The sequence below is a fragment of the Schaalia odontolytica genome, assembly GCF_009730335.1.
Classification (GTDB): domain Bacteria; phylum Actinomycetota; class Actinomycetes; order Actinomycetales; family Actinomycetaceae; genus Pauljensenia; species Pauljensenia dentiphila.
In genome coordinates this window covers 2,228,873-2,252,876 of sequence record NZ_CP046315.1, presented here as the reverse complement: position 1 = coordinate 2,252,876, position 24,004 = coordinate 2,228,873, and the positions used below count along the sequence as shown (strand labels likewise).

The window sequence follows — 24,004 nt, the reverse complement described above, 5'->3', positions numbered from 1 at the left end:
GCGTCGATGTCAGTGCTGCTCGTCGAAGAGTACCTGAGGTCCTCTCAGCGTATCCCCGAGCGTGAGAGCCTCGATGTGGTTGAGGCCTCGGCGCACGGCTCCGAGGACGACGGCCTGGGACCCCAGGTTGGACGTGCGCACATCCGGGACTCGCAGGACCAGCTCCGTGAGGCGCTGCGTGAAAGCATCCATCCACACATCGGCGGAGGCCGAAATGCCGCCGCCTACGATGAGGGCCTCCGGGTCGACCGTGAGGACCAGAGCGGAGGCGCCGACGGCCAGGTTGCGACCAAAGGAGCGCGCGATCTTGATAGCCTCGCGGTCCCCCTCGCGCGCCTGATCGCACACCCACTGGGCGGCCCGGTGCGTCGCGATGTCGGCTGGCAGGCGCGAGTGCGTGAGGAACACTGCCGGAGTGGAACTCCACTTCAGCGCCTTCAGGGCGCCGACCTCGCCGGCAGCCCCTCCCGCGCCCCGGCACACCGTCCCATCGATCATGAAAGACGCGCCGATACGCGCGCCCGCCATGATGTACGCGGCGGATGACAGGTCCTGCGCCTGGCCGGTCCAGGCCTCGGCCGCGAGGGCGCACTTACAGTCGTTCTCGACGAAGACCGCGCAGCCATAACGGTCGCGCAGCTCCCGGGAAATATCGACCGAATCCCACCCGGGCAGGGGAGTGCCGTAGGGGGAACGTCCCTCGGCATCGACGGGACCCGTGAGCGCAACGGAGATGACGGTCAGGCGCTCGCGCACGACGCCCTGGCCCTCCAGGATGGAGTCGAGGAGGGCGAGCGCCGCGCCTAAGCGCTGAGGCGCCGGCTCGTCCGGAGACACGTCAGCTCGCGCCGAAGCGAGCGAGGCGCCGATAAGGTTCGTTGCCATCACGTCAATGTGGTTCGCGCCGATGTCCAGACCGACGACCACCCCGGCCTCGGACTGGAAACGATAGCGCTTCGCCGGACGCCCGGTGATCGAGGGAGCCGGGGGCAGCGATGCTACCCAGCCGAGTTCCTCGCAGTCGGCGATCGTTGCGCCCACCGACGTGCGCGACAGTCCGGTCTCCTGAGCAATCTGGCTCACCGTGGCCTCGTCGACGCTGCGTAGATAGTCGAGAATCGCGAGGGAATTGAGCTCACGAATGCGGTCGGGGCCGTGCGTGGCGCTCATGGGTCCTCCTAACCTCGTAGATGTCGACGGGATAACACCCCCAGGGTAGGCCCTTTTGTGCCCGTTTGGAACCTACCCCGGGGGCATGTGCGCAGGTCAGCGCCTGTGAGCGCGCCTGTAGAGGAACGTTCCGGCTCCGGCCATCGCCGCGATGCAGACGAGAGAAGCCAACGCGTTCGTGCCGGTGCGAGCCAGCGAGGTGGTGGGCTGCGTCGCCTGCGGTGCGCTCGCGGCCGCGGGGGCGCTGCTCGGCGCGGGTGACGAGGCCGGATCACTCGGTGCGGCCGTTTCCTGCGGCGTCGGGCTGGGAGCGTTGGTCGCATCCATGCGCTGGACGGCCGTCAGTGTGAGGGCTCCGGGCAGCATCGTGTTCATGTCGCGGTTGGCGAAGAGGACGGGAGCGCCGTTCGGCAGCGGGTTGACGACGCGGATCGTCGCGGTCAGTTCATCGGCCACCGCGCGAGCTCCGCCCCGGGCTGCGGGGACGGTGACGTGCGCCGTGACCGTGCCGGTGGTCCCGGGAGTGATCGACGGCAGCGGGGATTCGACGATCTGGCTGGCGACCGTGGAGCCGACGCCGTCAACCAGGGACACCTCGATCGGCCAGGACGCGTAGAAGGGTGCGACGCCGGTATTCGCGATCTCGACGGAGACGGTGGCGTCATTGCCGGTGATGGAGGCCGCGGCCTTCGTCGCCTGGAGGGTGTAGCCCATTGCGGCGTTCGCCTCCTCGGCGCGCTTCATGTCATCGCCCTGGTATCCAACCGTGAATGCCTTCTCGTTGATGAGCCAGGTGGCGTGCGTGGCCTTGATCGAACCCATCATGTCAAAGTTGCGGCCCTGGGCGCGCTCGGCCTCGGCTCCCGCGCAGTTGAGGGGCTGGGAGAAAATGCATGTCTGCAGCGGCGGGTAGACCTCGCCGCCGATCGGGGCGCTTTGCCACGCGTCCGTCTCGTTCTGGTTCTTCATGTGGGACATGAAGTGCCAGTCGACGTTATCCAGCGTGGAATACGCGAAGGAGTCGTCGTGGTAACCCATGTGGTGTTCCTTCGTCGCAGACGTGGGCAGTCGATACTGCACGAAGGTCTTATCGAAGGCCTTGTCCCACGCGGCGACCAGGCTGGCCCGGAACTCGTCCGAAGGCATCCAGTTCTCGCCCTTGGGGTTATCGGCGCTCTTCTCGCCGTTCATCGGCCACGTGTGGTCCTCTCCCCAGAATCCGATGAGCCCCGCGGTGATGTAGCCGATGCGGGGGTCGCCGTCGTACTTCTTGCCCAGGGCGTCCACGAAGTGCAGGAGCATCTCCTGGACCGCCGGGTCGTTGTAGTCGGGGGAGAAGGAGATGTTGTTGTTGTCGAAAACCGTGTAGCTGCGCGACGTGTCGATGCCCGCGTCGATGAGGTACTGGGGGACGCCGGTGGGGCGCGTGGGGTAGTCGAGATAGAAGCGGATTGCCGACTGATCGCCTCGAGCGGCGATGGCGTCGAGGAGCGCGTCGACCTTCGTGAAGTCGTAGGTGTCGCGCCCGGTCACGACCGCGTTGACGGGGAAGTATGCCCACTCCATCGTGTAGGAGAGTGCGCCGTCGACGGCCTTGGGGGCGGAGCCGTCCTCCGGTGCGAATGGGAAGAAGCCCTTGAGGGGGTTGGCGATCGGCGCGTCGGCCGCTTCGAGCGCCGTCCATTTGACGGTGTCATTCTCTGTCGCCGAGGCCGGCAGGGCCGCGCATGTCAGGCCTGCCGTGGCCGCCAATGCCACGGCGAAACGGGGGAAACGTCTCATCGTTGAGACTCCTTTCGGTGCTGGGACACGCGACACACTAAAGTGTCGCAGTGCACACAGTGAAGCACGTGAGCAGCAACTTTGTCAACGGTCTTGACAAAGTTTGTTAGAGCTGTTTTATAATTACGTGTCGCATCACTGGAGGTGTTCTCGATGACGAGTACAACACTTACAAAAGGGGGCGGAGTTGCTCCCGACCTAGCAGGAACTACAAGCGGTTCCAAGGCCTCGGCCCGCAAGCGTGCGGGTGTCGCCAGCTCGCGTTTCGGCGAGAAGTCTGGCGAGGGGAAAAAGCGTGTGCGCGACGACCGAGTCGCCGCCGCTATCTTCCTCATTCCCACCTTCGTCGGCTTCTTCGTCTTCTACGTCTACCCTGCCCTGCGAGGCCTGTGGTATTCCTTCACCGACTTCAACCTGATCGGGGACGCCCACTACGTCGGCCTCGACAACTACGCGAAAGCAATCGGGGATAAGGAAGTCTGGAACGCCTTCGCGGTGACCATCGCCTACGCCCTCTACAACATCATCGGGCAGACGTTCCTGGGACTCCTGCTCGCCGCTCTCATGCAGCGCTTCGCCCGATCGACCTGGGTGCGCTCGTTGCTGCTGCTTCCTTGGCTGGTGCCCAACGTCGCGATCGCCCTGATCTGGGGCTGGCTCCTCGACTCCAACATCGGATACGTGACGCACCTGCTGAGCTACGTCGGCATCGACGGGGTGACCTTCTACAACGCCCACGCCGCCATGCCGATCGTCGCCGGTATCAACATCTGGGCCTACACCGGGTACACCGCGCTGCTCCTGTATGCGGGCATGCTCCAAATCCCCGGCGAGCTCTACGAAAGTGCAGCGCTGGACGGCGCGGGAGAAACGCGCATGTTCTTCAGCATCACGCTGCCCCTGCTGCGCCCCGTCCTCGTCCTCGTGTTGGTCATGGGACTCATCGGAAGCTTCCAGATCTTCGACACCGTCCAAATCGGATACGCCGGGCACCCCATCCCCGCCGTCCGAGTCATCTACTACTACATCTACCAGCAGGGCTTCACATTCCTGAAGATGGGCTACGCGTCAGCCGTCGCCATGCTGCTGGTGCTCGTTCTGGCCATCTTCACCGCGATCCAGCTGCGCCTCATGCGTGCCGGTTCCTCTGATCTGGCATAAGGAGCTCATCATGAATCGCACAGCCCTCCCTCAGCGCATCGTTGCCTGGGTGATCCTCGGGGTCGCCATCCTGTGCACCGTCTTCCCGTTCTACTGGATGATCCGCACGGCCATGACTCCCCAAGCCGACCTCATCGCCGAATCGACGCAGCTGTGGCCCTCGCACCCCACGCTCATCAACTTCAAGCGCATCCTCGGCCTCGTCTCCGTCGAAGAAGCTCAGGCGGCCGGCGGCAGCGGGGCGACGATCAACTTTGCGATCGCGACGACCAACTCCCTCATCTACGCGGGAGGCATCGCGATCATCCAGACCTTCTTCGCCGCGTGTGCGGCCTACGCCTTCGCGCGTCTGCGCTTCCCCGGTAAGAACCTGCTCTTCGGGTGCGTCATTGGCGCGCTTATGGTGCCCGGCATCTTCTCCCTGCTGCCCAACTACGTGCTCATCAAGCAGCTCGGCTGGCTCAACACCATGCAGGGCATGATGCTCCCCGCTCTCTTCATGGCCCCCTTCTCCATCTTCTTCCTGCGCCAGTTCTTCCTCTCCCTGCCGCGTGAAGTCGAAGAGGCCGCCATGATCGACGGTCTGGGACCCGTCTCCCGCTTCTTCAAGATCACCATCCCAATGTCGGCAGGCCCCGTCATGACGATGACCCTCATCACCATCATCGGCATGTGGAAAGACTTCCTCTGGCCGCTGCTCACGGGGCGCGAGGGGGCCCAGCTGCTCACCGTCGCACTCGGGATCTTCCAGCAGCAGTCTCCCAACCGTGCTCCCGACTGGACGGGCCTGATGGCGGGGTCCACCCTCTCCGTCATTCCCGTCCTCATCCTCCTCATCCTCATGGGACGCAAGCTCGTTGAGTCCCTGAACTTCTCCGGAATCAAGTAATGCACCTTCGGGTGCCCAACCGAAAGAACAACCATGAAGACACGAGTCGCCCTTGGCGTTTTCCTCTCCGCAGCGATGGCGCTGCCCCTGGCCGCCTGCAACGCGAACACCGCTGCAACCGGTGGTGGTGAATCCTCCGCAGACAGCGGCGTCACCATCAACTACTGGCTGTGGGATGACCGCCAGGCTCCGCTCTACCAGCAGTGTGCCGACGACTTCCATGCCGCCAACCCCAACATTACGGTGAAGATCACCCAGACTGCGTGGGGCCAGTACTGGGATACCCTCACCACCCAGCTCGCCGCCTCGAACGCGCCCGACACCTTCGTCGATCACTCCACCCGCATGCTGCAGTTCATCGACTCGGGCCAGATCATGGACATCACCGAAGCGGCCAACAAGGCTGGAATCGATGACTCGATCTACCAGCCCGGACTGGCTGACCTGTCCAAGTACGAGGGCAAGCGCTACGGCCTGCCCAAGGACTGGGACACGATGGGCCTGCTCTACGACACGGAGGTCGCAGCCGAGGCCGGCTACACCAAGGAGGACATGGCGGCCCTGACGTGGAACCCCACGGACGGTGGCACCTTCGAGCAGTTCATCGCGAAGACGACCCTGGACGCCAACGGCCACAACGGCCTCGACCCCGAGTTCGATAAGAACAACGTCGTGCGCTACGGCTACCACCCCGAGTGGTCCGACGGAGCAATCGGCCAGAACGGCTGGGGTGAGCTCGCGGCCGCGAACGGCTTCACCTACGGCGACCGTTCCGTCAACCCCACGAAGTTCAACTTCGGCGACAAGTCCCTCGTGGACACGGTCGCGTGGATCAAGGGCCTGATTGACAAGGGCTACGCGCCCAAGTTCGACAAGACCTCGTCCCTGGGTACCGACGCCGTGATGAACAACGGTAACGCCGCCTCGACGATCGTCGGTTCCTTCACGACCTCCGTCTACCTCGGCCCCGACGCCAAGAAGAAGTTCGCCTACGCGCCGCTTCCCACCGGCCCCGCCGGTCGCCGCTCCGCGATGAACGGCCTGCACGACGTCGTTTGGAGCGGAACTAAGCACCCCGAGGAGTCCTTCCAGTGGATCGCTTACATGGCCTCCGAGCAGTGCCAGATGAAGGTCGGCGAGTCCGGTGTCATCTTCCCGGCCGTCACCAAGGCCACCGAAGCGGCCCTCAAGGCTCGCGAGGCTCAGGGCCAGGACAACAGCGCATTCACGACCGTCGTGGACAACAAGGAAACCTTCCCGGTGCCCGTCTTCGCGCACGGTGACGAGGTGAACGCCCTCATCCAGGACGCGATCCAGGCGATCGCCACCGGAGCAGACCCCGCCTCGACCCTGCAGGAAGCCAACGACAAGGCCAACGCCCTGCTCAAGTAATCGCGAGCGGCCCGGCGTGCGAGCGACGCGCGCCGGGCCCGAGCATTTTCCCTCCCACCCCCTCACCACTGCCCGCATCGGCGAATCGCCGTGTTCCCAGGAGCCTCCCATGGATCGACTCACCATTCCTCTGCCCACCGGAGTTGCGTGCGCATCCCCCGATGCGACGCTCGTCGAGAGAGGGGAGGGGTACGCTCTCATCCGCTCCTCGCGCCTAGCGGTCCTCCACGGCTGCGCGGATGGCCAGTTCTACCGCAGCGGGCACAACTCCTGGTCGCCCTCCGGATGGAACGACCTAGCGGGTCCCCCGCTGCGCATCCCCACCGACGAGCGTCGGGCGACCGCAGACGATCCGGCGGCCGACGATACGGTCCGCCACCACGGGTCCTGGATGGGCTCCGTCGTCGACGAGGTGGACGGCAGCGGCGTCCTCGTCGGAGCCCTCGAGGGTGGCCACCCCCGCGTGCGCGCCGACGAGGATCATCTGGCCGCGTTCGATGAGAGTCGCCCCGCCCTCTGGCTCCTCGCGTGGGGGAGCGAAGCCTCGATCTTCGACGCCTACGTGCGTTTCCTGAGCGATCGTGCTCGCACTCCCGGGCGCGCTCCCCGGGTGTGGTGCTCGTGGTACTCCTACTACGAAAAGGTCTCATGGGACGTCCTGTTGGGCCAGCTGCCTGGGCTCGCGCAGCTGGGCTTCGACACGCTGCAGATCGACGACGGCTGGCAGAAGGGCGTGGGCGACTGGCGCGCCAACGAGAAGTTCGGCGAGGACCTGGGTGCGCGCGCCTCGGACATCGCCGCGCTCGGGGTGACCCCGGGCGTGTGGGTGGCCCCCTTCATCGCGCGGCCGGGCACGCCCTTCCTCACCGAGCATCCCGAAGCCTTCGTGCACGCCCCCTCGGGGGAGCTCGCCATCGCCGGCTACAACTGGGGAGGCCCCTACTACGCACTTGACACGACTCACCCGCTCGCTCAGGAATACCTGCGTGACCTCGCGCGATCCCTCGTCGACGCGGGCATCGGCTACGTGAAGGCCGATTTTGTTAACGCCGCCGCCATCGACGGCGTGCGCTACGAGGCCGATGTGACGGGAGATGACGCCTACGTCATCGGTTCGCGACTGTTGCGAGAGGCTCTGGGGGATGACGTCTACCTGCTCGGTTCGGGCGCACTCATCATCCCCTCGATCGGCATCTATGACGGCATCCGCGTCGGCTGCGACGTGGCGCCGATCTGGAAAAACTACGCGACGGAGGACCGCTCCGATGCTGAAGCGCGCAACGCCTTCATGACGTCCGTCGCTCGCCTGTGGCTGCGTCCCCTCATCGACTGCGATCCCGACGTTGTCTTCTTCCGGCACATGAAGAACCTGCTGGGAGATCGGGAAATCTCCTGGCTGCAGGATGTCGCCGCGGTCGCCGGCTTCAAGTCCTCCTCCGACCCGCTCGAGTGGCTGACAGAGCAGGAGCGCTCCGAGGTGGCCCAGTGGCTCGCTCGACGCGAGACCGTCGAGGTCGTTGGGCGCACGCGTTTCCGCCTCGATGGGCGGGATGTGGACTTCGCCCCCGGCCTCGAAGAACCCGAACACTGCTACCCGGTGTCGTAGTCGGGCAGTAGGAGTCTTATGCGTGTGGCGCCAGGGCTGGTCGGTCCTGGCGCCTTTCGCTGTGTGGTGTCGCCTCATCGACGAGGCCGGAGCCACCATTTACGACAGAGATTCGTTGCGCAAATGGGTGCTGTGGGCGAGCCTGGTCCCGGCCTCGTTCGTTGAAACGGTGGGAAAAAGTACGCTCGGTCGCCGACTGAGGGTTACCTGGCTAGGGTTGCGTGCGGAATGAAGTGATGTGCACACTTCATCCACCTTGCACACTCGCGCGGATGCACCCGCGCACCACATGACGGAGGAATGCCGTGGCATCCACCATGCCTAGCGACATGAGCGCTGACGTTGTCGTCGTCGGCGCAGGCCCTGGCGGGTCCTCCACCGCCTACCACCTGGCCAGAGCAGGTCTCGATGTCGTCCTCCTGGAGAAAAGCCCGTTCCCGCGCGACAAAATCTGCGGCGACGGGCTCACCCCGGCCGCCGTCCACGAGCTCATCGCCATGGGCGTGGACACCACCGGCTGGATGCGAAACCGCGGCCTGACCGTCATCGGCGGCGGCCACACCGTTCACATGGATTGGCCCGATCAGAAGTCCCTGCCCGGCTACGGCATGACCCGCGCCCGCATGGACCTCGACCACGCGCTCGCCCGGCGCGCCGTCGAAGCCGGGGCCCGCCTCTACGAGGGCGTCACCGTCATCGGCGCCATTCAGGACGGCTCCGGCCGCGTCGTCGGCGTGCAGGCCAAGAGCGGGCGCGGCAAGAGCGCCACCACCACCTCGGTGCGCGCCTCCATCACCGTCGACGCCGGGGGAGTGGCCGCCCGACTGGCCACCAGCCTCGGCCTCGAAAAGAAGATGAACCGCCCCATGGGCGTGGCCGCACGCGCCTACTTCCACAGCCCCCGCGGCGACGAGGAATGGATGGAATCCCACCTCGAACTGTGGAGCGGCACCCCCGGCGCCTCCGACCTGCTGCCCGGCTACGGCTGGATCTTCCCCATGGGCGACGGCATCGTCAACGTCGGCCTCGGCTCCGTCGCCTCGCGCGCCGGCGCCACCAACCTGCCCTACCGCGAGGTCTTCAAGACCTGGACCGCGAACCTGCCCGAAGAATGGGGCTTTACCCCTGAGAACCAGATTGGTCAGCTTCGCTCCGCCGCCCTGCCCATGAGCTTCAACCGCAAGCCTCACTACACCCAGGGCCTCGTCCTCGTGGGCGACGCCGGCGGCATGGTCTCCCCCTACAACGGCGAAGGCATCGCCCCGGCCATGAAGGCCGGACGCTACGCGGCCTCGTGCATCGCGCAGGCCCTGTCCCGCTCCCACCGCGCCGGCATCGACCGCGCCATGAGCGAGTACCCGCACATGCTTCGCGACGAATACGGCGGCTACTACCAGCTGGGCCGCATCTTCGTCGCGCTCATCGAAAACCCGACAGTCATGCGCACCTGCACGAACGTCGGGCTGCCCATTCCGCGCCTCATGACGCTCGTCCACAAACTCCTGTCGGACGGGTACGAGAGGACCGGGGGCGACTTCGACGACCAACTCATCACAATGCTGACCAAGGTGGTGCGCCCCGCATGACCACCACCACCGATAACCGGGAGGAACGATGACGAATCCCTACGTGCCGCTGCTCATCATGTCGGCAGCTGCCCTCGTACTAGCCTTCGGAGGCCTGGTCGCCTCCGCGATCCTGGGCCCCACCAAGAAGTCCAAGACCAAGGCCGACAACTACGAGTGCGGTATCCAGCCGACCAGCGCTCACCTCACCGAGGGTCGCTTCCCGGTGCGCTACTACCTGGTCGCCATGACGTTCATCATCTTCGACATCGAAGTTGTGTTCATGTACCCGTGGGCCGTCAGCTTCAACCAGCTGGGCCTGTTCGGACTGGTCGTCATGATGAGCTTCCTGGTCACCCTCTGCGTCCCCTACGCCTACGAATGGCGACGCGGCGGCCTGGACTACTGAGATATAAGTAAGGAAAAGACAAGTGGGACTTGAAGAATCCTTGCCCGCGGGTATCGCGCTCACCAGCGTAGAAAAAGTCCTCGGGCTCGCACGCAAGTACAGCCAGTGGCCCGTCACCATGGGTCTGGCGTGCTGCGCCATCGAGATGATGGCCGCCGGTACCCCCCGTTTCGACATGGCGCGCTTCGGCCTCGAGGTATTCCGTGCCTCGCCGCGTCACGCCGACATGATGATCGTGTCTGGCCGTGTGTCGCACAAGATGGCGCCCATCATCCGCCGCGTCTACGACTCGATGCCCGAACCCAAGTGGGTCATCTCCATGGGTGCGTGCGCGTCCTCCGGCGGCGTCTTCAACAACTACGCCGTCGTCCAGGGCTGCGACCACATCGTCCCCGTCGACGTCTACCTGCCCGGCTGCCCGCCCCGCCCCGAGGCCCTCATCCACGCGGTCCTCGTCCTGCGTGAGCAGATCGGCAAGGAACCCCTCGGCGTCCACCGCCGCGAGATCGCGCGCCGCGCCGAGCAGGCCGCCCTCGAGGCGACCCCCACCCACCAGATGAAGGGACTCCTCGCATGAGTGACCTTTCCATCCCCGAGGACAACACGCCCGCCGAGGTCACCCAGGCCTCGTCGCAGCGCGGTTTCGCCCTCCCCGAGCCCATCGCCCACCGCGAGGGCCTCTTCGGCGCGGGCACCGACTCCTCCACCTCCGGCTTCTCCGGACTGGTCTCCGACTCCTTCCTGCCCGGCGAGGCCTCCCGCCCCTACGGCGGCTGGTTCGACCAGGTCGTTGACGTCCTCGAAGAGCTCATCGCCGCCGATGGCCTCGACGTCGCCGACGTCATCGAAAAGGTGACCGTCGACCGCGGACAGCTCGGCATCTTCATCGCCCGCGAGCACATCGCGCGCGTCGCCAAGTACCTGCGCGACGACGCGGACCTGCGCTTCGAAATGTGCCTGGGGACCAACGGCGCGCACTACCCCCTCGACAAGGGGCGCGAGCTGCACGCCATCTACCCCCTGTACTCGATCACGCACAACCGCATGATCCGCCTCGAGGTCACGTGCCCCGACGAGGACCCCCGCATCCCCTCCATCGTCTCCGTCTACCCCGGAAACGACTGGCAGGAGCGCGAGACCTGGGATCTCATCGGCATCGTCTTCACCGGGCACCCCTCGCTCACGCGCACCGCGATGCCCGACGACTGGGTCGGACACCCCCAGCGCAAGGACTACCCGCTGGGCGGCATCCCCGTCGAATTCAAGGGAGCCGTCACTGCCTCCGCCGACGTTCGTAGGAGTGTGAACTGATGACCACCGCCTTCCACGCGCCCGCCGGCGCGACCGACCTGCCCATCGAGGACATCCCCGAGGTCCTCACCCAGGGCGGCGACTGGGACGACGTCCTGCACGAGATCGAGGCCATCACCTCCGAGCGCATCGTCGTCAACCTGGGTCCGGTTCACCCCGCGACCCACGGCGTTCTGCGTCTGATCCTCGAGCTCGACGGCGAGAAGGTCCGCGAGACCCGCGTCGACACCGGCTACCTGCACACCGGCATCGAGAAGAACATGGAGTACCGCACGTGGGCCCAGGGCGTCGCATACTGCACGCGCATGGACTACGTCGCTCCCTTCTTCCAGGAGGCCGCGTACTGCCTCGGCGTCGAGAAGCTCCTCGGCATCGAAGAGGACATTCCCGAGCGCGCCTCCCTGATCCGCATCCTCATGATGGAGCTGTGCCGCATCGCCTCGCACCTGGTCGCCATCGGTTCGACCGGTAACGAAATGGGCGCCACGACGATCATGACGATCGGCTTCCGCGCCCGCGAGGAAATCCTGCGCATCTTCGAGCGCATCACCGGCCTGCGCATGAACCACGAGTACATCCGCCCCGGCGGCGTCGTGCAGGACATCGGCGAGGGCACCGCGGACTACATCCGCGACCGCCTGCGCCGCGCCCGCAAGGACATCGGCGAGCTCCAGGACATCCTCGTGGAGAACCCGATCTTCAAGAAGCGTCTGTGCGACGTGGCCGTCATGCCGCTGAGCGGTCTCATGGCCCTCGGCACCACCGGCCCCGGCGTGCGCGCCGCCGGCCTGCCCCTGGACCTGCGCAAGAGCCAGCCCTACTGCGGCTACGAGAACTTCGAGTTTGACGTTCCCACCCGCGACAAGTCGGACGTCTACAACCGCACGATGATTCGCTTCGACGAGTGCTACGAGTCGATGCGCATCATCTGGCAGGTTCTCGCCAAGCTGGACCAGTGCGAGGGCGCGCCCACCATGGTCGCCGACCCCGAAATCGCCTGGCCCGCGCGCCTGGCGGTCGGCACCGACGGCCAGGGCAACTCGGCCGAGCACGTCCGCGAAATCATGGGGGAGTCCATGGAGTCCCTCATCCACCACTTCAAGCTCGTCACGGAGGGCTTCCACGTGCCCGCCGGCCAGGTCTACCAGACCGTCGAGCACGCGAAGGGCATCCTGGGCGTTCACCTCGTCTCCGACGGTGGCACGCGCCCGTTCCGTGCGCACTTCCGCGACCCCTCCTACGCCAACCTGCAAGCGCTGGCCATGATGACCGAGGGCGGCCAGCTGGCTGACGTGGTCGTCGCACTGGCCGCTATCGACCCCGTTCTCGGAGGCGTTGACCGATGAGCTACACACCCGACACCCTGGCACGCCTGCAGGCGGATGCCGCGCAGATCATCGCCCGCTACCCGGACGGTCACTCGCGCTCTGCGCTGCTGCCGATGCTGCACCTGATCCAGTCCGTCGACGGCTACGTCAGCCCGGACGGCATCGACTTCATCTCGGCCACGCTGGACCTGCCCCGCGCAGAGATCAGCGCCGTCGCGACCTTCTACACGCAGTACAAGCGTCACCCCACCGGTGAGTACCTGGTGGGCGTGTGTACGAACGCGCTGTGCGCCGTCATGGGCGGCGACGAGATCTGGGAAAAGGTCTCCGAGAAGGTCGGCGTCGGAAGCGACGAGACCAGCGAAGACGGCAAGATCACGCTCGAGCGCATCGAGTGCAACGCGGCGTGCGATTACGCGCCCGTCGTCATGGTCAACTGGGAATTCTTCGACAACCAGAGCCCCGAGTCGGCGCTGGCGATGATCGATGATATCCAGGCCGGCCGCGATATCCACCCGACGCGCGGCCCCATCGTGGCCCCCACGTTCAAGGAGAACGAGCGCGTCCTGGCCGGCTTCCTGGACGGCCACGAGAACGAAGGCCCTTCCGCGGGTCGCGCCACCCTGCTGGGCCGCGAGATCGCCGCAGCGAACGGCTGGACTGAGCCGGTTGCCGTCGAGGTCGCCGACGAGGCCACTGACACGAAGGGAGAAGATGCGAAGTGAGCACCGCATACGTTGCGCCCGGACCGCTGACCCCGATCCTCACCAACGGGTGGGGAGAGGAGCGTTCCTGGACGCTGGACTCCTACCGGAGCCGCGGAGGCTACCAGGGCCTCGAAAAGGCCCGCACCATGGAGCCCGCCGACATCGTGCAGGCCGTCAAGGACTCCGGTCTGCGAGGCCGTGGTGGCGCAGGCTTCCCGTCCGGCCTCAAGTGGTCCTTCCTGCCCCCGGCCGACGGTGGCCCCCGCTACCTCGTGGTGAATGCCGACGAGTCCGAGCCGGGCACCTGCAAGGACATCCCGCTCATCATGGGCAACCCGCACGTCCTCATTGAGGGCATCGCGATCACGTCGCGCGCCATCGGCTGCGACCACGCGTTCGTCTACCTGCGCGGCGAGGTCACCCACGTGTACCGCCGCCTGCTGGAGGCCGTGCGCGAGGCGACCGAGGCCGGCGTGCTCGGCGACCTGCGCATCACCGCTCACGCGGGCGCCGGCGCCTACATCTGCGGTGAGGAGACGGCTCTGCTGGACTCCCTCGAGGGACGCCGAGGCCACCCGCGCCTCAAGCCCCCGTTCCCCGCGGTCGCCGGTCTGTACGCCCGTCCCACGGTCGTCAACAACGTCGAGACCATCGCTCAGGTGGCGGGTATCTTCCGCAACTCGCCCAAGTGGTTCGCCTCGATGGGCACCGAAAAGTCCAAGGGCCACGGCATCTTCTCCGTGTCGGGTCACGTGAACAACCCCGGCCAGTTCGAGGCTCCCTTCGGTATCACGATGCGCGAACTCATCGAGATGGCGGGCGGCATCCGCGACGGCCACAAGCTGAAGTTCTGGACCCCCGGCGGCTCCTCCACCCCGATCTTCACCGAAGACGAGCTGGACACGCTCCTCGACTACGAGTCCGTGGGTGCGGCCGGTTCGATGCTGGGTACGCGTGCCCTTCAGGTGTTCGACGAGACTGTCTCGGTCGTCCGCGTCATCACCCGCTGGTCCGAGTTCTACCAGCACGAGTCCTGCGGTAAGTGCACGCCCTGTCGCGAAGGCACCTACTGGATGAAGCAAATCATGCTGCGTCTCGAGCGAGGCGAGGGCCGCCCCGGCGACGTCGACCTGCTCGACGAGATCGCACACAACATCGCGGGCCGTAGCTTCTGCCCGCTCGGCGACGCCGCAGCAACCCCGATCATGTCGGGCATCAAGCGCTTCCGCGACGAGTTCGAGGCCGGCCTCACCACACCCGCCCGCGAGCTTTTCCCCTACGAGGTGTCCGCTAACTACGCGCGAGGAGGTGGCCGATGAGCGACGCACCCAACATGATCGACGTCACCATCGACGACGTTCAGGTTTCTGTCCCCCAGGGCACGCTCGTGATCCGCGCGGCCGAGCAGGCCGGCATCCGGATCCCGCGTTTCTGTGACCACCCGCTGCTGGCCCCGGTGGCCGCATGCCGCCAGTGCCTCGTGGAGGTCGGCATGCCCGACCGCAACACGGGCGAGCTGCGCTTCATGCCCAAGCCCCAGCCCTCGTGTGCGCAGACCGTCACCCCGGGCATGGTCGTCAAGACCCAGCACACCTCCGAGGTGATCGACCGCGCTCAGCGCGGCGTCATGGAGTTCCTGCTCATCAACCACCCGCTGGACTGCCCGGTCTGTGACAAGGGCGGCGAGTGCCCCCTGCAGAACCAGGCACTGACGGAGGGTCGCGGCAAGTCCCGCTTCACCGACGCCAAGCGCACGTTCAAGAAGCCGCTGCGCCTGACCTCTCAGATCCTGCTGGATCGCGAGCGCTGCATCCTGTGCCAGCGCTGCGTGCGCTTCGGCAAGGAGATCTCGGGCGATGTGTTCATGGACCTGCAGGGTCGTGGCGGCGGCACCGCCCCCACGGAGCACCACTACTTCATGGGCGAGCAGGTCGGCGGCTTCGACTCGACCACGCTCGACTTCTTCGATCCGAAGGCCAAGGAGGCCTCGACCTCGTCCCTGTCGTCCCCGTACGGCACGGATGCGATCGTCGGTTCGATCAACGAGGGTGAGGTTTCCGTCGCCGAGCGCGACGTGTCGGGCCGAGCCTTCGCGTCCTACTTCTCGGGCAACATCATCCAGATCTGCCCGGTCGGTGCCCTGACCGCAGCGTCCTACCGCTTCCGCGCGCGTCCCTTCGATCTCGTGTCGACGGCGTCCGTGACAGAGCACGACGCGTCGGGCTCCGCGATCCGCCAGGACGTGCGCCGCGGTGAGGTCGTGCGTCGCATGAGCGGCAACGACCCCGAGGTCAACGAAGAGTGGATCACCGACAAGGATCGCTTCGCCTTCGAATGGGACAAGGTCGATCGCCTGACCACCCCGCTCGTGCGCGAGGACGGCAAGCTGGTTCCCACCTCGTGGTCCGACGCGCTTGACCGCGTCCGTGCGGGCCTCGAGCAGGCGGGTTCGTCCGTGGGCTTCCTGCCCGGCGGCCACCTCACCTTCGAGGATGCCTGGGCATGGTCGAAGTTCGCGCGCACCGTCGTGGGCTCCGACTCGATCGACTTCCGTTCGCGTCGCTCCAGCGAAGAAGAGCGTTCCTTCCTGGCCTCCTACGTGGCGGGCTCCGGCCTCGAGACCACGTACGCGGACCTGGAGAGCGCCGGCCAGGTGCTGCTGGTCGCCCTCGAGCCCGAGGACGAGTGTGGCGCCATGTTCCTGCGCCTGCGTAAGGCCACGCGTAAGTCGGGCCTGAAGGTCGCGACCGTCGCGCCCTTCACCTCCGCGGGTTCGCGCAAGATGAAGGCTCGCCTCCTGCACGCCGCCCCCGGCTCCGAGCCGGGCGTCGTGGACGCGATCGCGGCAGGCGGTGCCTACGCCGACGTGGCCGAGGCGCTGTCGGGCGGCATCATCCTCGTGGGCGAGCGCGCCGCGCAGACCCCCGGCCTGCTCTCCTCCGTCGTCGCTCTTGCCGAGCGCACGGGCGCCCGCCTCGCGTGGGTCCCGCGCCGCGCGGGTGACCGCGCCGCCATCGAGGCGGGCCTCCTTCCGGGTCTGCTTCCCTTCGGCCGTGGCCTTGACGAGGCCGGCGCGCAGTCCCTGGGTTGGGGCGAGCTTCCCGGCCGTGGCCTCGACGCCGAGCAGATGATCGAGGCCGCTGCCTCCGGTGAGCTCCAGGCTCTGGTCGTCGGCGGCGTTGACGTCCGCGACTTCGACGAGCCCGCCGCCGTGCGCGAAGCCCTCGAAGAGGTTCCCTTCCTCGTGTCGCTTGAGGTTCGCGCCTCGGAGATCACCGACCGCGCGGACGTCGTCCTGCCGGTCGCTCCCGCGGTCGAGAAGAACGGCACCTACATTAACTGGGAGGGCCGCCTGCGCCCCTTCGGCCAGGCCCGCTCGGCGACGTCCCTCACGGACCGCGACGTGCTCGTGCGCCTCACCGAGGAATTCGACCTCGACCTGGGCATCACCGCCCTGGCCGACCTCTACGAGGAAGTCAACCCCCTCATGGAGTGGGACGGCGCCCCGCAGGAGTTCACGTCGGTGTCGGCGCAGGCTCCCGCTGCAGCCGGTAAGGGTCAGGTTGTTCTGGCCTCCCACAAGCCGATGATCGACGCTGGTCGTCTCCAGGATGGCGCCCCGTGGCTGGCCGGTTCGGCCCGCCGCCCCGTCCTTCTGGCCTCGGCCGCGACGCTGGCCGCCGCTGGCATTGCCCCCGGCGCCGACGCGACGCTCGAAACCGAGCGCGGAACGATCACCCTCCCGGCCGCGATCGCGGACCTGCCCGACTCCGTCGCGTGGGTTCCCGAGTGTTCGACCGGCTCCGTTATTCACGAAAACCTCGGCGGTGCCGGCACCGTCGCAACCCTGCGCGCCACGCAGGAGGTGGCACGATGACACTCGCACCCTTCGCAGTCCCGGAGTACACCGCCGCGGACTTTAGCCAGGAAACCTGGTGGCTCAGCCTCATCAAGGCTGTGTTCATCATCGTGTTCCTGATCGCCAACGTGCTGCTCGCCCTGTGGGTCGAGCGCCGAGGCCTCGGCCGCATGCAGACGCGTCCCGGCCCGAACGTCGCGGGCCCCCTCGGCCTGTTCCAGGCGTTCGCCGACGCAGGCAAGCTCCTTTTCAAGGAGGATATGTGGACCCGTCGGGCTGAGAGGTTCCTGTACTTCCTGGCCCCCGCGATCGCGGCGTTCGCTGCGTTCAGCGTCTACGCGGTTATCCCGATGGGCCCGAACGTGAAGATCTTCGGCCACTCCACGCCGCTGCAGCTGGCCGACATGCCCGTCGCCTCCCTGTACATCCTGGCGATCGCGTCGCTGGGCCTGTACGGCATCGTCCTGGGTGGCTGGTCGACTCGCTCGACCCTGCCGCTGTACGGCGCCGTGCGTTCCTCCGCGCAGGTCATCTCCTACGAACTGGCCATGGGCCTGTCCCTCGTGAGTGTGTTCCTCATGTCGGGCTCCATGTCCACCTCGCAGATCGTCGCAGCCCAGGGGCAGTTCTGGTGGGCATTCACCCTGTTCCCTGCGTTCGTCATCTACTGCATCAGCGCCGTCGGTGAAGTCAACCGTCTTCCCTTCGACCTTCCCGAGGCCGAAGGCGAGATCGTCGCCGGTCACATGACCGAGTACTCGTCGATGAAGTTCGGCTGGTACTACCTGTCCGAGTACGTCAATATGCTCAACGTCTCGGCCGTGGCCACCACGATGTTCTTCGGCGGATGGCACGCCCCGTGGCCGCTGTCCCACGTTGAGTTCCTCAACTCCGGCTGGTGGGGCATGCTCTGGTTCTTCCTCAAGATCTGGTTCTTCATGTTCCTGATGATCTGGACGCGCGCCACGCTGTTGCGCTTCCGCTACGACCAGTTCATGAACCTCGGCTGGAAGCGCCTTATGCCCATCGCCCTGGGTTGGCTCGTGCTCGTCGCCCTGGTGCGTGGCATCACCCAGTTCGTGCAGCTGCCCAACCACGTCCTCTTCGGTGGCGTCGGCGTCCTCTTCCTGATTGCCCTCGCGATCATCTGGCTCACCGACAAGTCCGAGCCCGAGGAGATCCCCGCCTCCGAGCGCGAATACACCGGCTTCGAGGACGGATTCCCCGTTCCGCCGCTGCCCGGACAGACCCCCGTTGCCTCGCCGCGAGGCCTCGCCACCATTGAGGGCGAGCTGGCCCCGGCCGCGGCAATCGACAGCCCGAAGGAGTCCACCGATGAGTGAGAAGACCACCGACGAGGAAATGCTCTTCGAGCATGACCCCAAGGGTGCGTTCGCCCAGTTCGTCGCGCCCATGGCCGGCTATGGAGTCACCATGGCTTCCTTCTTCCGGCCCACCGTCACCGAGCAGTACCCGCGCGAACCCGCGCGCGTCATGCCCCGCTTCCACGGTCGTCACCAGCTCAACCGCTACGACGACGGCCTGGAAAAGTGCGTCGGCTGCGAGCTGTGCGCCTGGGCGTGCCCCGCCGACGCGATCTTCGTCGAGGCCGCCTCGAACACGCCCGAGGAGCAGTATTCTGCGGGCGAGCGTTACGGCCGCGTCTACCAGATCAACTACCTGCGCTGCATCTTCTGCGGCATGTGCATTGAGGCGTGCCCCACGCGCGCCCTGACGATGACGAACGACTTCGAAATCGCCAAGTACACCCGGGAGGACGACATCTACGAGAAGGAAGACCTCCTGGTCCCGCTCTCCGATGGCATGCTCGCAGCGCCCCACCCCATGGTCGAGGGTAAGAACGACATCGACTACTACCGCGGGGAAGTCACCGGCCCCACCGCCGCCCAGGTTGACTGGGTCGCGAGCCGCCGCCCCGACGACCCCTCCCTCAAGACGGTACGAGTCGCCGAGGAGGCACACTGATGAACCTGTCCAACGGTTGGCCCATGATGGGGTCAACGGGGGAGATCATCCTCTTCGCATGCACGGCCATCCTCATGGTCGCCTGCGCTCTGGGTGTCCTCTTCTTCAAGAAGGCCGCGCACTCGGTCATCTGCATGGTCGGCGTCATGCTCGGCCTGGCAGTCCTGTACATCGCGAATAGCGCCCCCTTCCTGGGCGTCGCGCAGATCGTCGTGTACACCGGCGCGATCATGATGCTGTTCCTCTTCGTCATCATGCTGATCGGCATCGGCACCTCCGACGACTACGCCCGCCAGAGCCGGGGCGCGATCGTCGCGGCGGTGCTCGGTGGCCTCGGCCTGATCGTCATCGTCACGACTGCGATCCTCAAGGCTGTGCCCGCCCCGCACAAGCCCGTTGAGGTTGACCCCTACTCCAACCAGCCGATCACCGACCTGGCGATCACGCTGTTCCAGGAGCACTGGCTGAGCATGGAGCTTGCCGGCGGCCTGCTGATCACGGCCGCCGTCGGCGCGATGCTGCTGACCCACTCTGATCGCCTCACCCCGAAGGCCGACCAGTTCGAGACGGCCCGCAACAAGATGCGCGCGTTCGCCGAGAAGGGCGCTCGCATCGGCCAGCTGCCCGCCCCCGGTGTCTACGCCCAGTCGAACGCGGCCGACGTGCCCGCCGTCTCCGGCGAGACCCTCGGCCCGGTCGAGGAGTCGGTGCCACGAGTCCTGCGCGTGCGTGGCCTCACCCGCACGATCGGCGAGGTCACCCCGGAGGTCTCCGAGCAGCTCGCCCTCGCGCGCACCGAGACCGCGGCGACCGACGCGATCGACGAGTCGCCCTACACCATCGGGCGCACGCCCGACGTCCCCCGCTCCAGCGCCTTCGGCATGCCCGGCGCGGACGCGCCCACCGGTCTGGCTCAGCCCCGGGCCCGCAAGGCGCGCACCACCACCCCCATTGAGAAGAAGGAGGAGAGCAAGTGAGCCTCGCCTGGTACCTCATCCTTGCGGGTGTGCTGTTCGCCATCGGTGCGACCACGGTCCTCGTGCGCCGCAGCGCGGTCATCGCGCTCATGGGCGTCGAAATGATGCTCAACGCCGCGAACCTCGTCCTCGTGACGTTTGCGCGCATTAACTCCAACGTTGACGGCGAGATCATGGCGTTCTTTGTCATGGTCGTCGCGGCCGCCGAAGTTGTCGTCGGCCTATCGATCATCGTGTCCATCTATCGTTCGCGCTCGACCACGAGTATGGACGATCTCAATCTGCTGAAGAACTGAAGGAGGACGTAACTCATGACCACCTTCATTTCCCCGCAGACTCTCACCGTCTACGATACGGTCGCGCCCACCGGAGCCGCTGCCTACGCGTGGCTGCTCATTCTCATCCCGCTGGCCAGCGCAGGCCTGCTCCTGCTGCTGGGCCGCGCCTCGGACAAGTGGGGCCACCTGCTGGCAACCCTCGCCTCCTGGTCCACCTTCGTGGTCGGCGCGCTGATCGCCGCCCAGATGTGGAACGCCCCCGTGGAGGCGCGCCGCTTCGGCCAGACGCTGTTCACCTGGATCCCCGCCGGTGACTTCACCGTCGACTTCGGTCTCCTCGTGGACCCGCTGTCGATCACGTTCGTCATCCTGGTGACCTTCGTCGGTTCGCTCATCCACGTGTACGCGATTGCCTACATGGAGCACGACGCGGCCCGCCGCCGTTTCTTCGCCTACCTGAACTTCTTCATCGCGGCGATGCTGACCCTGGTGCTTGCGGACTCCTACGCCGGCCTCTTCGCCGGTTGGGAAGGCGTGGGCCTGGCGTCGTATCTGTTGATCGGCTTCTGGAACCACGTGCCCGCATACGCGGTCGCAGCCAAGAAGGCGTTCGTTATGAACCGTGTCGGTGACATGGGCATGCTGATCGCCATGATGGCGATGGTTGCGTCCTTCCACTCGGTGTCCTTCTCCGAGGTCTCCGCCATGGTCGGCTCGATCCCCACGGCGTCTGCGACCGTCATCGGCATCTTCCTGCTCGTTGCCGCCTGTGGTAAGTCCGCTCAGTTCCCGCTGCAGGCGTGGCTGGGCGACGCCATGGCTGGCCCGACCCCCGTCTCCGCGCTCATTCACGCGGCCACGATGGTCACCGCCGGCGTCTACCTGATCGTCCGTTCCGGCGATGTCTTCATGGCCGCCCCCATCGCGGCGACCGCCGTCGCCATCATCGGCGCGATCACGCTCCTCTTCGGCGCGATCGTCGGTTGCGCGAAGGACGACATGAAGAAGGTCCTCGCCGCCTCCACCATGAGCCAGATCGGCTACATGATGCTGGGTGCGGGCCTGGGCCCCATCGGCTGGGCGTTCTCGATCTTCCACCTCTTCACCCACGGCTTCTTCAAGGCCCTCATGTTCCTCGGTGCCGGTTCCGTCATGCACGGCATGGGCGACCAGGTGAACATGCGTCGCTTCGGCGCCCTGCGCGGCGCCATGAAGGTCACGTGGCTGACGTTCATGATGGGTTGGCTCGCCATCCTCGGCGTTCCTCCGTTCTCCGGCTACTGGTCGAAGGACAAGATCATCGAGGCCGCCTTCAGCGCCGACAGCTTCGGCGGTAACACTGCTCTGTGGGCTGGCTGGGTCTACGGTCCCATCGCGATGATCGGTGCGGGCATCACCGCGTTCTACATGTCGCGCCTCTTCTTCATGACGTTCCACGGCAAGGCCCGCTGGACCACCGAGGCCGAGGGCGCGCCCGTGCACCCGCACGAGTCCGGCCCCCTCATGACGATCCCGATGATCATCCTCGCCATCGGCGCGGTCGCCCTCGGTGGCGCCCTCTCCGTGGGGAACATCTTCACCGAGTGGCTGGTCCCCTCGATCGGTTACGTCACGCACGGCGACCCCGTCCTTAACGAGTACGTCATTCAGGGAGCCACCCTCGCCCTCGTCATCCTCGGCGCGGCTGTCGCGTGGATGAAGTACGGACGCGACGAGGTTCCCACCTCCGTCCCCGCAGGCAACGCCCTGACCGAGGCCGCACGCCGCGACCTCTACCAGGACACCGTCAACGAGACCCTGTTCATGATGCCCGCCAAGGGCCTCGTCACCGTCGCGACCGTCGGCGATGCGAGCGCCATCGACGGTGCACTGAACGGCCTCGGCGCCGGCTCGCAGCTGCTCGGACGCATCGTCGGCATCACCCAGAACGGCCTCGTGCGCACGTACGCCGCCTACATCCTGGGTGGCGTCATCCTCGCCCTGGCCATCGTCCTCGGATTCAGGCTGTAAGGGGTACACGACAATGGAAAGTGCAATGATTGCTGCTAACTTCCCGTGGCTGTCCGTCCTCGTGGCCGTTCCGGCTGCGGGCGCGGCCCTCCTCGGCTTCGTCCCGCCCCTGAGGCGCGCCGCCGGGCGCGTCGTCGTCCTGGTGGTCTCCCTCGTCGAACTCGCGCTCGGCGTGTACGTGGCCGCCTCCGTGTTCGACTGGTCCGCCCCGGCCTCGTACCAGGTGTACGAGTCCCACCTGTGGATCCCCCAGATCGGCATCACCTGGTCCCTCGGCGTCACCGCGCTGGGCCTCGTCATGATCCTCCTGGCGATCGGCCTCGTGCCGCTCGTGCTGATTGCGGGTTGGGACGAGGACGATGCCGCGGACCGCGGCGCCTACCCGGCGCTCGTCCTGGCCCTCCAGGCGTTCATGGTCGTCATCTTCGCGGCCTACGATCTGACGGTCTTCTACTTCGCCTTCGAGGCGATGCTCGTGCCGCTCTACCTCATGATCGGACGCTACGGCGTCGGTGACGAGGCCGCGCGTCACAAGGCCGCCATGAAGTTCCTGCTGTACTCGCTGTTCGGTGGACTGGTGATGCTCGGTGGCATCCTCTACCTGTGGGCGAAGGGTTCGCAGGCGTTGCAGGACGTGTCGACGTTCTTCCGTATCGATACGCTCGCTCACATCCTGCCGAGCGCCCCGCTCGCCATTCAGATGGTCGTCTTCGTGACCTTCATGGTCGCCTTCGCGATCAAGGCTCCCATGGTCCCGGTGCACACGTGGCTGCCCGACACGGCCGCCGTCGCCCGCCCCGGCACCTCGGTGCTGCTCGTCGGCGTCCTGGACAAGATCGGCACCTTCGGCATGATCGCCCTGTGCCTGCAGCTGACCCCCGGCGCGGCCGTCTCCGCGAAGTGGGTCATGTGCGTGCTCGCCGTCATCTCCATCCTGTGGGGCGGCCTGGCGGCGAACGGTCAGAACGACATCATGCGCCTCGTGTCCTACACCTCGGTGTCGCACTTTGGCTTTATGGTCCTGGGCATTTTTATCGGCTCGCAGATCGCCCTCGTTGGAGCCATGTTCTACATGGTCGCCCACGGTGTCTCGATCGCCGCGATGTTCCTGCTCTCCGGATGGCTGTCGCGCCGCGGTGGCACGCAGGACATGCGCGAGTACGTGGGCATGCAGCGCGTGACGCCGGTCCTCGCGGGCCTGTGGCTCGTGTCCGGCCTCGCGTCCATCGCGCTGCCCGGCCTGTCCGGCTTCGTCCCCGAGTACCTCGTGCTCATGGGCACCTGGTCGCTCAGCGGTCCGCTGGCGCTCTTCGCGGTTCTCGGCGTCGTCATCGCCGCCCTCTACGTGCTCATGCCCTACCAGCGTGTCTTCACCGGCGCGCCGGGCAAGGGCAAGGAGGAGCTGGCTGACCTGGCGACGCGTGAACGCGGCGTCATGGTGCCGCTCGTGGCCGCGATGCTCATCCTTGGTATCTGGTCGGCGCCTCTCGTGAGCGCCCTGACCCCGGTTGCTTCAGACCTCGACCTGACCAACTCGCAGGTCCCGGCCGCCGCTGAAGGGAGCGCACAGTGAA

Annotated in this window: 20 protein-coding genes; 18 read left to right on the top strand and 2 right to left on the bottom strand. The window is 66.4% G+C overall.

Going from position 1 to position 24,004, the window contains the following annotated elements; genetic code table 11:
• Positions 1 to 9 precede the first annotated feature (9 nt).
• Both FOC40_RS09835 and FOC40_RS09830 read right to left on the bottom strand, forming a co-directional pair.
• Complete coding sequence (locus tag FOC40_RS09835; protein ID WP_004565586.1) at positions 10 to 1,170, bottom strand: ROK family transcriptional regulator; 1,161 nt, start codon at positions 1,168 to 1,170, stop codon at positions 10 to 12.
• Between the two features lie 96 nt (positions 1,171 to 1,266).
• Positions 1,267 to 2,952 (bottom strand): DUF4832 domain-containing protein, encoded by a 1,686-nt coding sequence (locus tag FOC40_RS09830; protein ID WP_003792220.1) that lies wholly within the window; start codon positions 2,950 to 2,952, stop codon positions 1,267 to 1,269.
• Between the two features lie 297 nt (positions 2,953 to 3,249).
• Between FOC40_RS09830 and FOC40_RS09825 the strand changes: the two genes are divergently transcribed.
• The 18 genes from FOC40_RS09825 to FOC40_RS09740 all read left to right on the top strand — a co-directional run bounded on the left by FOC40_RS09825 (position 3,250) and on the right by FOC40_RS09740 (position 24,003).
• Positions 3,250 to 4,113 carry a carbohydrate ABC transporter permease gene (locus FOC40_RS09825; protein WP_003792226.1) on the top strand — a complete coding sequence of 288 codons (864 nt, stop codon included), beginning with the start codon at positions 3,250 to 3,252 and terminating at the stop codon, positions 4,111 to 4,113.
• A 10-nt stretch (positions 4,114 to 4,123) separates the two neighbouring features.
• Positions 4,124 to 5,002: a carbohydrate ABC transporter permease gene (locus tag FOC40_RS09820; protein ID WP_003792228.1), complete on the top strand. Its 879-nt coding sequence runs from the start codon at positions 4,124 to 4,126 to the stop codon at positions 5,000 to 5,002.
• Positions 5,003 to 5,035: 33 nt separating this feature from the next.
• Positions 5,036 to 6,394, top strand: coding sequence for an ABC transporter substrate-binding protein (locus FOC40_RS09815; protein WP_003792229.1), 1,359 nt, complete (start codon positions 5,036 to 5,038; stop codon positions 6,392 to 6,394).
• Positions 6,395 to 6,503: 109 nt separating this feature from the next.
• Positions 6,504 to 8,000, top strand: a complete 1,497-nt coding sequence (locus FOC40_RS09810) for a glycoside hydrolase family 36 protein (protein ID WP_004565587.1) — start codon at positions 6,504 to 6,506, stop codon at positions 7,998 to 8,000.
• A gap of 317 nt (positions 8,001 to 8,317) precedes the next feature.
• Positions 8,318 to 9,586: a geranylgeranyl reductase family protein gene (locus FOC40_RS09805; RefSeq protein WP_004565589.1), complete on the top strand. Its 1,269-nt coding sequence runs from the start codon at positions 8,318 to 8,320 to the stop codon at positions 9,584 to 9,586.
• 28 nt (positions 9,587 to 9,614) lie between these two features.
• Entirely contained in the window at positions 9,615 to 9,974 is a 360-nt protein-coding gene (locus tag FOC40_RS09800; RefSeq protein WP_003792234.1) for an NADH-quinone oxidoreductase subunit A, read from the top strand.
• A 22-nt stretch (positions 9,975 to 9,996) separates the two neighbouring features.
• Positions 9,997 to 10,551, top strand: a complete 555-nt coding sequence (locus FOC40_RS09795) for an NADH-quinone oxidoreductase subunit B (RefSeq protein WP_003792236.1) — start codon at positions 9,997 to 9,999, stop codon at positions 10,549 to 10,551.
• Positions 10,548 to 11,285 carry an NADH-quinone oxidoreductase subunit C gene (locus FOC40_RS09790; protein ID WP_004565590.1) on the top strand — a complete coding sequence of 246 codons (738 nt, stop codon included), beginning with the start codon at positions 10,548 to 10,550 and terminating at the stop codon, positions 11,283 to 11,285. Before FOC40_RS09795 ends, FOC40_RS09790 begins: the two co-directional genes overlap by 4 nt.
• Entirely contained in the window at positions 11,285 to 12,631 is a 1,347-nt protein-coding gene (locus FOC40_RS09785) for an NADH-quinone oxidoreductase subunit D (protein WP_004565591.1), read from the top strand. Before FOC40_RS09790 ends, FOC40_RS09785 begins: the two co-directional genes overlap by 1 nt.
• Positions 12,628 to 13,338 carry an NADH-quinone oxidoreductase subunit NuoE gene (gene nuoE / locus FOC40_RS09780; protein WP_004565592.1) on the top strand — a complete coding sequence of 237 codons (711 nt, stop codon included), beginning with the start codon at positions 12,628 to 12,630 and terminating at the stop codon, positions 13,336 to 13,338. The genes FOC40_RS09785 and nuoE overlap by 4 nt, the downstream gene beginning before the upstream one ends.
• Positions 13,335 to 14,639 carry an NADH-quinone oxidoreductase subunit NuoF gene (gene nuoF / locus FOC40_RS09775; RefSeq protein ID WP_004565593.1) on the top strand — a complete coding sequence of 435 codons (1,305 nt, stop codon included), beginning with the start codon at positions 13,335 to 13,337 and terminating at the stop codon, positions 14,637 to 14,639. The genes nuoE and nuoF overlap by 4 nt, the downstream gene beginning before the upstream one ends.
• Entirely contained in the window at positions 14,636 to 17,197 is a 2,562-nt protein-coding gene (locus tag FOC40_RS09770; protein WP_155844143.1) for an NADH-quinone oxidoreductase subunit G, read from the top strand. The genes nuoF and FOC40_RS09770 overlap by 4 nt, the downstream gene beginning before the upstream one ends.
• On the top strand, positions 17,194 to 18,522 hold the full coding sequence (gene nuoH, locus FOC40_RS09765; protein WP_004565596.1) for an NADH-quinone oxidoreductase subunit NuoH: 1,329 nt from the start codon (positions 17,194 to 17,196) through the stop codon (positions 18,520 to 18,522). The genes FOC40_RS09770 and nuoH overlap by 4 nt, the downstream gene beginning before the upstream one ends.
• Positions 18,515 to 19,165, top strand: coding sequence for an NADH-quinone oxidoreductase subunit NuoI (gene nuoI / locus FOC40_RS09760; RefSeq protein WP_004565597.1), 651 nt, complete (start codon positions 18,515 to 18,517; stop codon positions 19,163 to 19,165). Before nuoH ends, nuoI begins: the two co-directional genes overlap by 8 nt.
• The gene (locus FOC40_RS09755) at positions 19,165 to 20,142 is read left to right on the top strand and encodes an NADH-quinone oxidoreductase subunit J (protein WP_004565598.1); all 978 of its coding nucleotides are present in this window, start codon (positions 19,165 to 19,167) and stop codon (positions 20,140 to 20,142) included. The genes nuoI and FOC40_RS09755 overlap by 1 nt, the downstream gene beginning before the upstream one ends.
• The gene (gene nuoK / locus FOC40_RS09750; protein WP_003792247.1) at positions 20,139 to 20,438 is read left to right on the top strand and encodes an NADH-quinone oxidoreductase subunit NuoK; all 300 of its coding nucleotides are present in this window, start codon (positions 20,139 to 20,141) and stop codon (positions 20,436 to 20,438) included. The genes FOC40_RS09755 and nuoK overlap by 4 nt, the downstream gene beginning before the upstream one ends.
• Positions 20,439 to 20,453: 15 nt before the next feature.
• A complete protein-coding gene (gene nuoL / locus FOC40_RS09745) occupies positions 20,454 to 22,430 on the top strand; it encodes an NADH-quinone oxidoreductase subunit L (RefSeq protein ID WP_004565599.1) in 1,977 nt (658 codons plus the stop codon).
• Between the two features lie 25 nt (positions 22,431 to 22,455).
• Complete coding sequence (locus FOC40_RS09740; protein ID WP_004565600.1) at positions 22,456 to 24,003, top strand: complex I subunit 4 family protein; 1,548 nt, start codon at positions 22,456 to 22,458, stop codon at positions 24,001 to 24,003.
• Position 24,004: the final 1 nt, after the last annotated feature.